Annotated in this window: 9 protein-coding genes and 1 tRNA gene; 8 read left to right on the top strand and 2 right to left on the bottom strand. The window is 64.4% G+C overall.

Annotation, left to right across the window (positions count from 1 at the left end; genetic code table 11):
• The first annotated feature begins 18 nt into the window (after positions 1-18).
• The 7 genes from recA to ISO4_RS05075 all read left to right on the top strand — a co-directional run bounded on the left by recA (position 19) and on the right by ISO4_RS05075 (position 6,972).
• Positions 19-1,071: a recombinase RecA gene (recA, locus tag ISO4_RS05105; protein ID WP_194855379.1), complete on the top strand. Its 1,053-nt coding sequence runs from the start codon at positions 19-21 to the stop codon at positions 1,069-1,071.
• Entirely contained in the window at positions 1,064-1,564 is a 501-nt protein-coding gene (locus tag ISO4_RS05100) for a regulatory protein RecX (RefSeq protein ID WP_194855378.1), read from the top strand. Before recA ends, ISO4_RS05100 begins: the two co-directional genes overlap by 8 nt.
• 80 nt (positions 1,565-1,644) lie before the next feature.
• Entirely contained in the window at positions 1,645-2,409 is a 765-nt protein-coding gene (locus tag ISO4_RS05095; protein WP_194855377.1) for a sulfite exporter TauE/SafE family protein, read from the top strand.
• An 84-nt stretch (positions 2,410-2,493) separates the two neighbouring features.
• The gene (gene alaS / locus ISO4_RS05090) at positions 2,494-5,103 is read left to right on the top strand and encodes an alanine--tRNA ligase (protein ID WP_194855376.1); all 2,610 of its coding nucleotides are present in this window, start codon (positions 2,494-2,496) and stop codon (positions 5,101-5,103) included.
• A gap of 71 nt (positions 5,104-5,174) precedes the next feature.
• A complete protein-coding gene (locus ISO4_RS05085) occupies positions 5,175-6,401 on the top strand; it encodes an aspartate kinase (RefSeq protein WP_142949642.1) in 1,227 nt (408 codons plus the stop codon).
• A gap of 209 nt (positions 6,402-6,610) precedes the next feature.
• On the top strand, positions 6,611-6,802 hold the full coding sequence (csrA, locus tag ISO4_RS05080; RefSeq protein ID WP_142949643.1) for a carbon storage regulator CsrA: 192 nt from the start codon (positions 6,611-6,613) through the stop codon (positions 6,800-6,802).
• Between the two features lie 79 nt (positions 6,803-6,881).
• Positions 6,882-6,972, top strand: a tRNA-Ser gene (locus tag ISO4_RS05075).
• Between the two features lie 193 nt (positions 6,973-7,165).
• On the opposite strand, the gene ISO4_RS05070 is transcribed toward ISO4_RS05075, so the two are convergent.
• Both ISO4_RS05070 and ISO4_RS05065 read right to left on the bottom strand, forming a co-directional pair.
• On the bottom strand, positions 7,166-8,389 hold the full coding sequence (locus ISO4_RS05070; protein WP_194855375.1) for an EAL domain-containing response regulator: 1,224 nt from the start codon (positions 8,387-8,389) through the stop codon (positions 7,166-7,168).
• Positions 8,386-11,565, bottom strand: coding sequence for a PAS domain-containing protein (locus tag ISO4_RS05065; protein ID WP_194855374.1), 3,180 nt, complete (start codon positions 11,563-11,565; stop codon positions 8,386-8,388). The genes ISO4_RS05070 and ISO4_RS05065 overlap by 4 nt, the downstream gene beginning before the upstream one ends.
• Before the next feature lie 256 nt (positions 11,566-11,821).
• On the opposite strand from ISO4_RS05065, the gene ISO4_RS05060 reads away from it, so the two are divergent.
• A complete protein-coding gene (locus ISO4_RS05060) occupies positions 11,822-14,299 on the top strand; it encodes a membrane dipeptidase (RefSeq protein WP_194855373.1) in 2,478 nt (825 codons plus the stop codon).
• Positions 14,300-14,306: the final 7 nt, after the last annotated feature.

Raw genomic sequence — 14,306 nt, 5'->3', positions numbered from 1 at the left:
TCGGAGAGGGGTTCACAAATGAGCGACAAGAGTAAAGCACTGTCGGCGGCGCTGTCCCAGATCGAGCGCCAGTTCGGTAAAGGTTCGGTGATGCGCATGGGCGACCAGAAGCGCGAGCGCATTCCCGCCATTTCCACCGGCTCCCTGGGCCTGGACATCGCCCTGGGCATCGGTGGCCTGCCGAAAGGGCGGATTGTCGAAATCTACGGCCCGGAGTCCTCCGGTAAGACCACCCTGACCCTGAGCGTGATCGCCCAGGCGCAGAAGCAGGGCGCCACCTGCGCGTTCGTGGACGCGGAGCACGCCCTGGACCCGGACTACGCCGAAAAACTCGGCGTTAACGTGGACGATCTGCTGGTGTCCCAGCCGGATACCGGCGAGCAGGCGCTGGAAATCACCGACATGCTGGTGCGTTCCGGCGCCGTTAACGTGGTGATCGTGGATTCCGTGGCGGCCCTGGTGCCGAAGGCGGAAATCGAAGGCGAGATGGGCGACGCCCACGTCGGCCTGCAGGCCCGCCTGATGAGTCAGGCGCTGCGCAAGATCACCGGCAACGTGAAGAACGCCAACTGCCTGGTGATGTTCGTTAACCAGATCCGCATGAAGATCGGTGTGATGTTCGGCAACCCGGAAACCACCACCGGCGGCAACGCTCTCAAGTTCTATTCCTCCGTGCGCCTGGACATCCGTCGTATCGGCGCGGTGAAGCAGGGCGACGAAGTCACCGGTAACGAAACCCGGGTGAAGGTGGTTAAGAACAAGGTGGCGCCACCGTTCAAGCAGGCGGAATTCCAGATCCTCTATGGCCAGGGCATCAACCAGCTTGGTGAAGTGCTGGACCTGGGCGTTCAGCAGGGCCTGGTGGACAAGTCCGGCGCCTGGTACGCCTACCAGGGCGACAAGATCGGCCAGGGCAAGCAGAACGCCTGCGACTACCTGACCGAGCACCCGGACGTGGCCCAGGCCATTGAGAAGGAAATCCGTGCCCGTCTGCTGAATGTGGTAACCCCCGCCAGTGAGGAAGCGTCCGTAGCCGAGGGTGACGAGGCGCAAGACGGCAAGGATGACTGAACGGCGCCGGCGACAGCGGGGCCCTGAAGACGGCCCCGCCGACCCTGCTGAGTTACGTCAGTACGCGGTGAAAATGCTGGCGCGCCGGGATCACGGCCGTGCCGAGTTGCGCGTCAAGATGGCGCGCAAGTTCGGTGACGGCGAAGAGCTGGACGCGGCGCTGGACTGGTGCCAGGAACACGATTTTCTGAATGACCGGCGCTTCGCCGGTTTTTTTGTGCGTTCGCGGATCGAGCGCGGGCAGGGACCGTTGCGAATCCGCTCCGAGCTTCAGCAACGGGGCCTCCCCGAGGCGCTGGTGAAAGAGGCGCTGGAACAGGCCGATTGTGACTGGTTCGCCCTGGCCCGGGAGACCCATGCCCGGCGTTTTCGTCAGCCGCCGGCGGACCGCAAGGAAAAAGCCCGCCAACTGCGCTTTCTGCAATCCCGGGGTTTCGACGCGGAGCAAAGCTTTAACGCCCTGGACCTGGCCGGGGAAGAGGACCTCGACTGATTTAATCCCTGCCGCGACTTTATTCCCCCGCCGGGCAGGTCATAATGCTTTCCCTTTCTGACTGGTAGCGGGGAATCGACGTGGAGTACCTGGGCGACCCTTGGTTGGTGGCGGCCTTGCTGGGCTCCGGCGTGATCGCCGGCTTCATCAACACCCTGGCCGGAGGCGGCGGCCTGTTGATTCTGCCGCTTCTGATGCTCACCGGCATGGGGCCGGCCCTGGCCAACGGCACCATGCGCGTGGGCGTCTTGATCCAGTGCCTGGAGGGCGCCCGCCAGTTCCATCGTCATGGCTCCATGCCGGTGGCGGCTTTGCCGGGCATCATGGTGCCGACCCTGGCCGGCGCCTTGCTGGGAACCCTGGCCGCGTCCTTCCTGCCGACCACCATTCTTGAACCTGTGTTGCTCACGACCCTGGTGGTGATGGCGGTGGTGATGGTGCTCAAGCCGTCCACGCTGGTGGCCGGCCCGGACGAGGCGCCCCGGGCCCTGGCCAGCACGCCGGCGGCCTGGGCCGGGCTGTTCGTGACCGGGGCCTACGGCGGTTTTGCCCAGGCCGGGGTGGGTTTTCTCTTGATTGCGGTGCTGGCGGGCCAGCTCCGCTACGACCTGGTGCGCACCAACGGCCTGAAGCTGGCGATCACCGCCGGCTTCACTATTCTCGCCCTGGGTATTTTCGTGTGGCGGGATCAGGTGGCCTGGGCGCCGGGCCTGCTGGTCGCCGCCGGCACCCTGTTGGGCGTGCGGCTGGGCGTGGGCTTCGCCCACAAGGTCTCCCAGCGGGTGCTGAAATGGATCCTGCTGGTGATGGTGGTAACGGTCTGCGCGGCGGCGGCGCTCAAGTAAGTGGCGCGCCTTCCCCATCGCAACCGCCCTTTGACAACGCTATACTTTGCTCCCCATTTCCCTGTCTAAAGTAGTTGCTTGCGTATGAAGAGCGCTGAGATTCGCCAGGCCTTTCTCGATTACTTCGCCCGCCAGGGCCACGCCGTGGTGGCGTCGTCCTCGCTGGTGCCGGAGAACGATCCCACCCTGCTGTTCACCAACGCGGGCATGAACCAGTTCAAGGATGTGTTCCTCGGCCGCGACAAGCGCGATTACAGCCGCGCCACCAGCTCGCAGCGCTGCGTGCGCGCCGGCGGCAAGCACAACGACCTGGAGAACGTCGGCTACACCGCCCGCCACCACACCTTCTTCGAGATGCTGGGCAACTTCAGCTTCGGCGACTATTTCAAACGTGACGCCATCCGCTTCGCCTGGGAGTTTCTTACCGGGGAGCTGGGGCTGCCGCCGGAGAAGCTGTGGGTCACGGTGCATGTGTCCGACGACGAAGCGGCGGACATCTGGCTCAAGGAAATGGGCGTCAGCGCCGACCGCTTCTCGCGCCTGGACGAGGACAACTTCTGGCAGATGGGCGACACCGGCCCCTGCGGCCCCAGCTCGGAGATATTCTACGATCACGGCGTCGACGTGCCCGGCGGCCCGCCGGGCTCCGAGGACGGCGAGCTGGACCGCTACATCGAGATCTGGAACCTGGTATTCATGCAGTACGACCGCCAGGACGACGGCGAATTGAAGCCGCTGCCCAAGCCCAGCGTGGACACCGGCATGGGCCTGGAGCGCATCGCCGCGGTGCAGCAGGGCGTGCACTCCAACTATGAGATCGACCTGTTCCAGGCGCTGCTCCAGGCCGCCGCCCGGGCCACCGGCCGCGACGACCTGGAAAACAAATCCCTGCGCGTGATCGCCGACCATATCCGTTCGGCCAGCTTTCTGATCACCGACGGGGTGGTGCCGTCCAATGAAGGGCGCGGCTATGTGCTGCGCCGCATCATCCGCCGCGCCTTGCGCCACGGGCACCAGCTCGGCCAGGAAAAGCCGTTCTTCCATACTCTGGTGGCAGCGCTGGTCGAGCAGATGGGCGACGCCTATCCCGAACTGCGCCGCGAGCAGGCGCGGGTGGAAAAAGCGCTGCTGGCCGAGGAAGAGCAGTTCGGCCGCACCCTGGCCGCCGGCATGAAGGTGCTGGAAGCGGCGATGGCCGACTTGCAGGGTGACGAGCTGCCGGGCCGGGTGGTGTTTGCCCTGTACGACACCCACGGCTTCCCGCCGGATCTGACCGCCGATGTGGCCCGCGAGCGCGGCCTGTCCGTGGACATGGACGGCTTCGACCAGGAAATGCAGGCGCAGCGTGAGCGCGCCCGTGGCGCCGGCGCGTTCGCCAATGATTACAGCGACCGGCTCAACATCGAGGCGGTCACCGACTTCTCCGGCTACGAGAAGCATCAGGACCAGGCCGAGGTGGAAGGCCTGTACCGCGACGGTGTCGCCGTGGACAGCCTGGCGGCCGGGGAAACCGGCATGGTGCTGCTCAAACGCACGCCGTTCTACGCCGAGTCCGGCGGCCAGGTGGGCGACCGGGGCGTGCTCGCCGGCGGCACCGGCGCCGATGCAATCCGCTTCAACGTGGAAGACACCCGCAAGCGGGGCCAGGCGCACATCCATGTGGGCACCGTCAGCACCGGCACCCTGAAGGTGGGCGACAAGGTGGACGCCTATGTGGACGTGGAGCGCCGCCGCGCCATCATGCGCCACCACTCCGCCACCCATCTGCTGCACGCCGCCCTGCGCCGCGTGCTGGGCGACCACGTGCAGCAGAAGGGCTCGCTGGTGGCGCCGGATTACCTGCGCTTCGATTTCGCCCACGGCGAAGCCCTGAGCGCGGAGCAGCGCGAGGAAATCGAAACCCTGGTCAACCGCCAGATTCTCGAGAATGCGGCGGTGACCACCGAGCTGATGGACATGGAAGCGGCCAAGGACGCCGGTGCCGTGGCCCTGTTCGGCGAGAAATACGACAGCGAAGTGCGGGTGCTGACCATGGGCCGCGACGGTTTCTCCAAGGAGCTGTGCGGCGGCACCCACGTGCAGCGCACCGGCGACATCGGCCTGTTCAAGATCACCCTGGAAACCTCCGCCGCCGCCGGGGTGCGCCGTATCGAAGCGGTCACCGGCGAGTACGCTCTGGCGCGGGTGCGCCACCAGGAACAGGCGCTGGGTGAGATCGCCGCGACCCTGAGAAGCGGGCCGGAGCAGGCCGCCGAGCGGGTCGGGGCCCAAACCCGCCGCGTGCGCGAGCTGGAAAAGGAGGTCGAACGGCTCAAGCAGAAACTGGCCTCCGGTGCCGGCGGTGATCTGACCGCCGACGCCCGTGACGTCCAGGGAGTGAAGGTGCTGGCCACCCGTGTCGACGGGGCCGACGCCAAGACGCTGCGGGTCACCATGGATAAGGTGAAGGACAAGCTGGGCTCCGGCGTGATCCTGCTGGCCGCCGCCGAAGGCGACAAGGTGTCGCTGGTGGCCGGCGTCACCAAGGACCTTACCGACCGGGTCAGGGCCGGTGATTTGATGAAACACGTGGCCGGGCAGGTCGGTGGCAAGGGCGGTGGCCGGCCGGATATGGCGCAGGGCGGCGGCAGCGACGCGGCGGCTCTGCCGGCGGCGTTGGAGAGTGCGTATCGGTGGGTGGCGGAGCAGCTCTGACCACCCTCACATGAAAATCAGGGGCGCAAATGCTATGCTTGCGCGCCTCTTTTGGCAGAAACCAAGTCACTATGGCTCTAATTGTCCAGAAATACGGCGGCACCTCGGTAGGCACCGTCGAACGCATTCAGGCCGTCGCCGAACGGGTGGCGCGCTTCCGGGAACGTGGTGATCAGGTGGTCGTGGTGGTCTCCGCCATGAGCGGTGAAACCAACCGCCTGATCGAATTGGCCAACGGCGTGCACGACAACCCGCCGGCGCGGGAGATGGACGTGCTGGTCTCCACCGGCGAGCAGGTCACCATCGCGCTGCTGTCCATGGCGCTGCAGAAGCTCAACGTGGGCGCCCGTTCCTACACCGGCGGCCAGGTCGCCATCCGCACCGACAACACCCACTCCAAGGCCCGCATTGAAGAGATCGACGACCGCAAGATGCGCGCCGATCTCGACGCCGGCCGGGTGTGCGTGGTGGCCGGCTTCCAGGGCATCGACCAGGACGGCAACATCACCACCCTGGGGCGGGGCGGCTCGGACACCACCGCGGTGGCCCTGGCGGCGGCGCTCAAAGCCGACGAGTGCCAGATCTACACCGATGTGGACGGGGTTTACACCACCGACCCGCGGGTCGTGGACACCGCCCGCCGTCTGGACAGCATCACCTTCGAGGAAATGCTGGAAATGGCCAGCCTGGGTTCCAAGGTGTTGCAGATTCGTTCGGTGGAATTCGCCGGCAAATACAACGTGCCGCTGCGCGTACTGTCCAGTTTTCAAGAGGGCCCGGGCACCCTCATTACCGTCGACGACGAGGTGGATATGGAAAAGCCGGTTATCTCTGGCATCGCTTTTACCCGTGACGAAGCAAAGATCACCGTACGCGGCGCGCCGGACACTCCGGGCATTGCCTTCAAGATTCTCGGGCCGGTCAGCGACGCCAACATTGAAGTGGACATGATCGTGCAGAACGTGGGCGCCGACGGCGCCACCGACTTCACGTTCACCGTGCACCGCAACGATTTCGCCAAAGCCAAGGAGGCCCTCAAGCAGGCCGCCGAGGAACTGGGCAACCCGGAAATCATCGGTGACGACAAGATCGCCAAAATCTCCCTGGTGGGTGTTGGCATGCGCTCCCACGCCGGTGTCGCCAGCAAGATGTTCCAGACGCTGGCCGCCGAGGGCGTGAACATCACCATGATCTCCACCTCCGAGATTAAAGTCTCCGTGGTGGTGGCCGAGAAATACCTCGAATTGGCGGTGCGTGCGTTGCATCAGGCCTTCGAGCTGGACCAGCCGGCGGCGTGATGCCGGGGCCCGCCCGGTGATTGCATTCACGGGGCGGGCGTGGCTAGTCTCTAGGGAGACTTTCCTAATCTGATGCGGCATAATGCGGCCTCGCTCACCAGGGAGCCGGGCCGTCCGCATGATGGAACACAAGGATGACGGGTCCTCTCACACCTGGTGTGCGGGAACGCGCTCACTGAACAATCTGATGGACCCAGGAGGGATTTTCCATGCTGATACTTACGCGTCGCGTCGGCGAGACGTTGATGGTCGGCGACGATGTCACCGTCACCGTGCTTGGCGTCAAAGGCAACCAGGTCCGCATCGGTGTTAACGCCCCGAAGGAAGTCGCGGTGCACCGCGAAGAGATCTACCAGCGGATTCAACACGAAAAAAGCAGCGACACCGGCGAGAATGCCTGATTTTTGGGCTGTATTTTTCGCGCAAGCTGGTATCATGCGCGGCTAAATCGTTATCCAACGATCGAAAAATCCGAGTTCCGGAGAGGTGGGTGAGTGGCTGAAACCAGTTCCCTGCTAAGGAACCATACGCATTGCGCGTATCGAGGGTTCGAATCCCTCCCTCTCCGCCATACACAAAAAAGCCCGGCCAACGCCGGGCTTTTTTGTGTATGGCGGAGAGGGAGTTGATGATTCGAACCCTCCGTTCGACCGAACGGCGCAACGCGCCGTGAGGGGCGTTGCCGCCCGGCGGCAACGGGGCGCAGCCCCGAGCGCAGCGAGCCAATCCCTCCCTCTCGGCGCGCCCCAGCGCGCCCAGGCCTCTCAGCAGCGCCCTTCGCGGTCCTCCAACCACCCCCCAATATCTTCTCCCTCCATCGGCCGCGCAATATAGTACCCCTGCATGAAATCGCACCCGGTTTCGCGGAGGAACGCCAGAGCCGCGTCGGTTTCCACCCCTTCGGCGATCACCTTCAGATCCAGTTGGTGCCCCAAATCCACCGCCGATTTGATAATGGTGCGTGCTTCCCGGGAATGGTCCGCCGCGATGACGAAGGCTTTATCCAGCTTCAACTCGGAGAACGGCAGTTTGGCCAGCTGCACCATGGAGGAATACCCCACGCCGAAATCGTCGATCGCCAGCTGAAAGCCTTTCATGCGCAGCCGGGTGAGCAGGTCCAGCGCCAGCACGCCGTCTTCCATGGCCGCCGTCTCGGTGAGCTCCAGCGTTAAATGGCGCGGCTCCAGACCGTACCGTCGGCACAGGACCACCAGCTTGTCCGCCATATCGAACCGGGTCAGGCAGGAGGCGGACAGATTCACCGCCATGGTCCAGTGCTCGGCCTTCGCTCCGCCACTTCGTAACAGGGCCGCCATAGCGGCACAGGCCTGGACGACTACCTTGCGGGTAAGGGGCTCTATCAACCCTTCGCGTTCGGCGAGGCGAATAAAGCGGTCCGGGGCGATGGGTCCCCACTGGGGGTGCCGCCAGCGGGCCAGCGCTTCGAACCCGACAACAGGATTGCCCTCGGCACAACTGACCTTGGGCTGATACATCAGGCGGATCTGGTCATTATCGATGGCGTCGGCGAGCATTGCCGGGGTGATGTCCTGCTCGGGGCTCACCGGAGCCTGGCGCGGCTGGCGGCTTGGCGGCGGTTGCTGGCCCAGCAGAGCACGCAGATCGCGGATCGAAAAGGGTTTGGGGAGCACACCGGTCATGTGCAACCGGTGCTGGCTGGCGGCCCTGCCGGCCGCATCGATGACCCGGCTGCCCAGCCCGCTGGAGATAATCAGGCCTGCGTCGCAGTGACGCTCGGCGAGATGGCGGATTACTTCCACGCCGTCCATCGCTGGCATCACCAGGTCGAGCAGAATGTGGGTGGGCTGCCAGGTGTCGAGTATCTCGAAGAAAGTGTCCGGCAGGGTGGTGACCTGGCATTGGTAACCCAGGCTCGAGACCATGCTGCAAACCGTCTGACCGATGTCAGGGTCGTCATCAAGAACCAGGAGCCGAGGTATCGTTTCTGATTGTTGTGATGGCGTCATCTTGGCACCTCGTCGAGAGCGTCGCGGATCTTTTGCGCCAGATCCGTCTTATGGTAGGGCTTTTCCAATAAATGCACGCCGGGATCCAGACGGCCGTGGTGGACAATGGCGTTTTCAGTGTAGCCGGAGGTGTAGAGCACCGGCAGCTCGGGCAGACGCTGCCGCGCGAGCCGCGCCAGTTCCGGCCCGTTCGGGCCGCCGGGCATGATCACGTCGGTGAACAGCAGGTCGACTTCTTGTTCGGAAAGCCGCTCCAGGGCGTCATCGCCGTTGGCGGCGCTGATCACCCGATAGCCCAGCTCGCGCAGTTGTCGGGCGGCCTGGTCGCGCACCTCGTCATCGTCTTCCACGACAAGTACTGTTTCCTGGCGGTTGGTGAACCGCACCGGGCAAGCTGGTGGAAGCGGCTCCTGCCGCTCACGGTCCGCCCGGGGCAGGTAGAGTTTTACCGTGGTGCCTTCACCCGGCTCGGAGTAAATCTTGATATGGCCGCGGGACTGCTTAACGAAACCGTATACCATGCTCAAACCCAGGCCGGTACCCTTGCCCTTGGGCTTGGTGGTGAAAAAGGGGTCGAATACCTGTTTCAGTGTGGTCTCCGGGATGCCGGCACCGGTATCCGAGACCACCACCTGAACGTAGTCGCCGGCAACCACTTCGGAATGGCGGTTGGCGTAATCCTGGTCCAGGCTGACGTTGGCGGTTTCAAGAACGATGCAGCCTCCGCCGTCCATGGCGTCGCGGGCGTTGAGGCATAAATTGAGAATCGCCGACTCCAGCTGCCCCGGATCAATGAACGCCGGCCAGGGCGTCGGGCAAGGCACGATATCGATCTCCAGATGTTCGTGCAGCGAGGGGCGAAGAAGGGGGGCAAGGCCGTGAATCAGTTCGTTGACGTCGACGATCTGCGGGGCCAGTGGCTGGCGCCGGGCGAAAGCCAGCAGCCGGCGCGTCAGCTCCGCCGCCCGTTCCGCCGCGCCGCGGATCAAGCCCGCGGAAGCCCGTAATGGCGAGGCCTCTTCCAGTTGCTCTTCGAGTAACTCGGAATTACCCAGAATCACCGTTAACAGGTTGTTGAAATCATGGGCGACGCCGCCGGTCAGCTGACCGATGGCTTCCAACCGCTGCGACTGCTGGAGCTGCTCCTCCAGCGCCAGATGTTCGGTGATGTCGGTGTTGATGGCCAGGATGGCGTCCGGCTGGCCGTGGTCGTCGGCGACCAGGCTCCAGCGCGCGTCTGAGATCACGGTTTTGCCGTTCACGCCGTGGCTGGCCAAGCGGCCGGCCCATTGGCCGCTGAGCAGCAGCTCCCGGGTGGCGGCTTTCAGGACATCCGGGTCCTCGCCGAGCACCTCATCAATGCGCTGTCCCAGGGCCTGGCTCTGGCGCCAGCCGTAGATGCCCTCGGCGGCCTGGTTCCAATAGGTAATACGGCGATCCAGATCGAGCACCATGATGGCGTCGCGGGATTTATCCAGCAGGGCGGCCTGTCGGGCCAGATTGGTGAGGAAGTGGCGGCGCTCGGTGACATCGCTCATACCGCCCACCATACGCAGGGCGTCGCCGTTTTCATCGCGGATTACGTAGCCGCGATCCGACACATAGGCCACGCTGCCGTTCTTGCGTATGAAGCGGTACTCCGCTTCCCATTTCTGCTGCTGGCTGTAAATGACCCTTTCAATATCGGTGAGCACGCGCTTTTTGTCGTCCGGATGAATGCGCGTGGTCCAGGAACGGCTGTCCCGTTCCAGGTCTTCGGCACTGTAGCCGAACAGGGTTTCCATGCCTTCGCTCCACCACAACCGGTCAGTGGACGTGTTCCAGTCCCAGATCGCATCGGCGGTGGCGCGGGCGGCGGCCTCAAAGCGGATTTTTTCTTCGCGTAAAGCATTGGCGGCATTGCGCTGTTCGCTGATGTCCTGGAAGGCGCCATCGACGCGGACGACTTTGCCCACCTCATCAAACACGGGTTCGCCCAGAGCGCGTACCCAGAATGGCTGTCCGGTGGCGGTGACGACCCTTAGTTCTTCGTCGTAGGGCTGCCCCCGATTGACGCAGGCGGCGAACAGGGACTGTACCTTGGGTTGGTCCTCCGGGGCATAGAAACTGAGCGAATCCTCCAGGGCCATGCGTGTGTCGTTGCCAAGGTCATGCAGAGCGAGAATTTCCGGTGACATGGAAACCTGCCCGGAGGCCACATCCACGCTCCAGGCGCCGACCCGAGCCAGCCTCCCGGCGATGCCGGTGAGTCGCTGGGTGTGTTGCAGTTGCATTTCAAAGGTCTTGAGCTCAGTAATGTCCTGAACCGTGCCCTGCAGATACATCGGCCGACCGTGATTGTCCTTATGCAATTCTCCACGCTCATGCAAGTGGCGTTGTCCACCTTGGGGTAAATTGATGCGGTACTGAATATCCAAAGGGGTGTGGCCGGCGAGGGCATCTTTGCGGTAGTCGAGCAGGCGGCGCCGGTCGTCGTTGTGCACGCATTGCAGAAAACGCTCGAAGCGGCCGTCCAAGTCTTTCGGGGACAGGTCGAAGATGCGGAAGGTCTGCTCCGACCACTTGAGAGTCTGACTATCCAGATGGAAGGTCCAACTGCCGATCCGGCCGATGCGTTGCGACTCCTCCAAATGAGCGGCGCGACGTTCGGCCTTATGGAGGGCGCGGTTCCGTTCGTCGACGGCGTCCTGTAGCCGCTGATTCTGTCGGCGGAGCTCCAAATGCATCATCACCTGGTCTGCCAGCAGCGCCAGATAGTTCGCCTCGGCCTCGCTCAGATGCCGGGGCCGGTGATCCATGACACAGAGTGTGCCGAGGGCCTGACCGTCCGGGGCGACCAACGGGGCGCCGGCGTAGAAGCGGATGCCGTTGGGGTCGGTGACCACCGGGTTATCGGCGAAGCGGTGGTCGAGCCGGGTATCCGGGATGATCAGAGGGCCGGTGCCGCGAATGGTGTGGTCACAGAGCGCGATGTCGCGTTCGGTTTCCCGGATATCAAGCCCGACGGACGCCTTGAACCACTGGCGGTGACGGTCCACCAGGGTGACGGTGGAGATCGGGCACTCGCAGAGCGCCGCCGCGCGCTGCACGATGTCGTCGTATTCGTGTTCCGGGGCGCTGTCCAGAATATTGTAGCTGGCCAGGCTTTCCAGCCGGGCCCGCTCCGTCTCTGACATCCCCTTGTCCTGCATCAGGGTCCCCCTCCCCGCATGGCGCGGCGCGGTAATACGGCGCGCCGTATACATACTATCTATCGCCTTTTTTTGAATATGCCATAGCCGCCAACACGGCGCCATCCAACGCATTTCTCGGCGGAAGGGCGGAAAACTTGAGTGCCGCGGGCCCGTTCACCAATCGTTCACAATAACGCCACAACGTTTCACGGTAATAAGTTGTACAAACGTACCAATAAAACAAGAACAGGAAGGTGCTATGACCGTGAAAGGCGTGCGTCGGGTGTCGACGTATTGGTTGCTGCTGCTTTTGGCTCTCGGCCTTACCGCTTGTGGGGGCGGTTCGTCCTCGTCGGACGACCGACAGGCGAATAACCCGCCGGCGCCCTCCGAGCCGGAACCGGAGCCGGAGCCGCCCACCGAACCCGAACCGGAACCCGAACCCCAGGCCCTCAACCGCTTTCAGTTCGCCAATGGCTGCTACCACCTGTACGCCGACGGGCGCTACCTTAGTGGTTTGGACGGGCGCTACGGTGTGACCCTGGACCCCGGTCGGGCGGCGTCGTTTTATATGAAGCCCACGGCACTGGGTTCCTATCTGCTGCTGTCCGATTACCGCCGCGATCCCGGCCAGGCCGGCGACAAGGAGCTGCTGGGTATCTCCGACCCGGCCGGCGAGCTGCTCGACGGCGGCGGTCGCTTGATCGCGGAAGTCAGCTACCTGGTCGCCGGCCTGGGCGACACCCTGAACCTGGTATTGGATCCGGTGGCGCCCTTGGGGGGCGTGCTGCGGGAACTGGGCGAGAGCCTGGAGGTGGCGGGCACGCGCCTCGGCGACCGTACCCCGCGGCCCACGCTGGGCAAGGTGGACCAGGCCAGTGATCTGGCGGTGTGGAATCTCAACCGCAGCGAAGGCGAGACCTTCACGGTGGCCTCCGACGCCACCGGGCTGTTGCTCACCGTGGGCGAGGACGCGCTGACTCTGGCCTCACCGTCGCTGGAGAGCGAAGCCAACCGTTTCCACCTGCTCCCCGCGCAGGGTTGTGACGCCTATCCGGAAGCGGAGCTCAACGCCACCGTGGCCGAGCAAGGCCCGGCCAACTATCTGCGCGAGGTGCCCCGTTTCCAGAACGTGGAAGGGCTGGACGACGATGACGTGTTCGGCTTCGTCGACGCGCACAGCCATATTTCCGCCTATGAGTTCATCGGCGGCCGGGTGAATTACGGCGACCCTTTCCATCCCTTCGGTGTCGATCATGCCCTGGACGACTGCGCCGTCAATCATGGCCCCCAGGGACTCACCGGTCTGGTGGAGCAGGTCACCAGCAGTCCCGGGCCCCACGCCACCGAAGGCTGGCCGGGCTATGAGTTCTGGCCGCGTCACAACTCGCTGCAGCATCACCAGAGTTACTACCGCTGGATCGAGCGGGCCCATCTCGCCGGTCTGAAAATCCTGGTCAACCATCTGGTGCACAACCAGGTGCTGTGTCAGCTCAACCCCCAGAAGCAGAACGATTGCGACACCATGGCGGCGATCGAAATGCAGGCCGAGCAGATGCACGCCATGCAGGACTATATTGACGCCCAGCACGGCGGCCCCGGCGAGGGCTGGTTCCGCATCGTCACCGATCCGGCCCAGGCCCGGGACGTGATAGGCGAGGGCAAGATGGCGGTGATCCTCGGCGTGGAGGCCTCCAAGGTGCTCAATTGCGGCGAGTTCCTGGGCGCGCCGGAATGCACCCGCGAGCAGATCGTCGAGCGGCTCGACCGTCTCTATGCCATGGACGTGCGCAGCCTGTTCCCGGTGCACAAATTCGACAACGCCTTCGGCGGCCATTTGCCGGATTTGTCTTCGGGCATCGGCATCGGTCCGGTGCTCTACGCGGGGAACATTCTGGAAACCGGCCACACCATCGAATTCGAAACCTGCGCCCACGACCACGGCGACGACGCGCCGCCGGCGTCGTCCCTGCCGGACCCGCTGGCGCCGCTGGGCCTCATCGACCAGTTGCTGTTCCAGCTCGACTACGTCGGCGACCGCTTCCCGGCCACACCGGAGCAATTGGCGGAATACGACCCGCGCCGGGGCACCGACCATCTTTGCAACAGCCGTGGCCTGTCCGACCTGGGCTTCTTCCTGATCGAGGAATTGATGAAGCGCCGCATGATGATCGAAACCGACCACATCAGCCGCAAGGCGGCGGAACAGATTCTCGAACTGACCGGGCGGCGCGGTTACCCGGTGATCAACAGCCACGGCGCCTGGGGCGGCACCGAAGCGCTGCGCGACCGTGTGGCCTCCCAGGGTGGCGTGGTGGCCTCGTTCGGCAGCGTGCGCAGCGCCTGGGTGGACGAACTGACCCGCGACGGCCAGCGCCCCCGTGACGAGGCGCTCAAGGTCGGGCCGTTCGGCGGCGCCGGCTTCGCCTCGGACGTCAACGGCATCGCGCAGCTGGCGAGCAACCCGGGCACCGAGGACCAGCACGACGACCTGTATCCGTTCCAATCCGTGGACGGCCGTGTGCGCTTCGACGTGCAGCGCACCGGCGACCACGAATTCAGCCTCTACGAGGGCAGGGGCGTGGCGCACTACGGCCTCTATGCGGATCAGATCGCCGACATGATCGCCAACAGCGACCGCCCCCGGGAGCAGATCGAAGACGCGGTGAACCAGCTGTTCACCTCCGCGGAAGCCTATTTGCGCATGTGGGAAAGACTGGAGCAGGCCCCGCGATGAACGGGGC

The sequence above is a fragment of the Alloalcanivorax venustensis ISO4 genome (assembly GCF_015356855.1).
Lineage (GTDB): Bacteria > Pseudomonadota > Gammaproteobacteria > Pseudomonadales > Alcanivoracaceae > Alloalcanivorax > Alloalcanivorax venustensis.
This window is presented reverse-complemented; position numbering and strand designations above follow the sequence as displayed.

Coding starts and splice junctions, on each gene's coding strand:
- recA (WP_194855379.1), top strand. CDS start 19: ATGAGCGACAAGAGTAAAGCACTGTCGGCGGCGCTGTCCCAGATCGAG.
- ISO4_RS05100 (WP_194855378.1), top strand. CDS start 1,064: ATGACTGAACGGCGCCGGCGACAGCGGGGCCCTGAAGACGGCCCCGCC.
- alaS (WP_194855376.1), top strand. CDS start 2,494: ATGAAGAGCGCTGAGATTCGCCAGGCCTTTCTCGATTACTTCGCCCGC.
- ISO4_RS05085 (WP_142949642.1), top strand. CDS start 5,175: ATGGCTCTAATTGTCCAGAAATACGGCGGCACCTCGGTAGGCACCGTC.
- csrA (WP_142949643.1), top strand. CDS start 6,611: ATGCTGATACTTACGCGTCGCGTCGGCGAGACGTTGATGGTCGGCGAC.
- ISO4_RS05070 (WP_194855375.1), bottom strand. CDS start 8,389: ATGACGCCATCACAACAATCAGAAACGATACCTCGGCTCCTGGTTCTT.
- ISO4_RS05065 (WP_194855374.1), bottom strand. CDS start 11,565: ATGTCAGAGACGGAGCGGGCCCGGCTGGAAAGCCTGGCCAGCTACAAT.
- ISO4_RS05060 (WP_194855373.1), top strand. CDS start 11,822: ATGACCGTGAAAGGCGTGCGTCGGGTGTCGACGTATTGGTTGCTGCTG.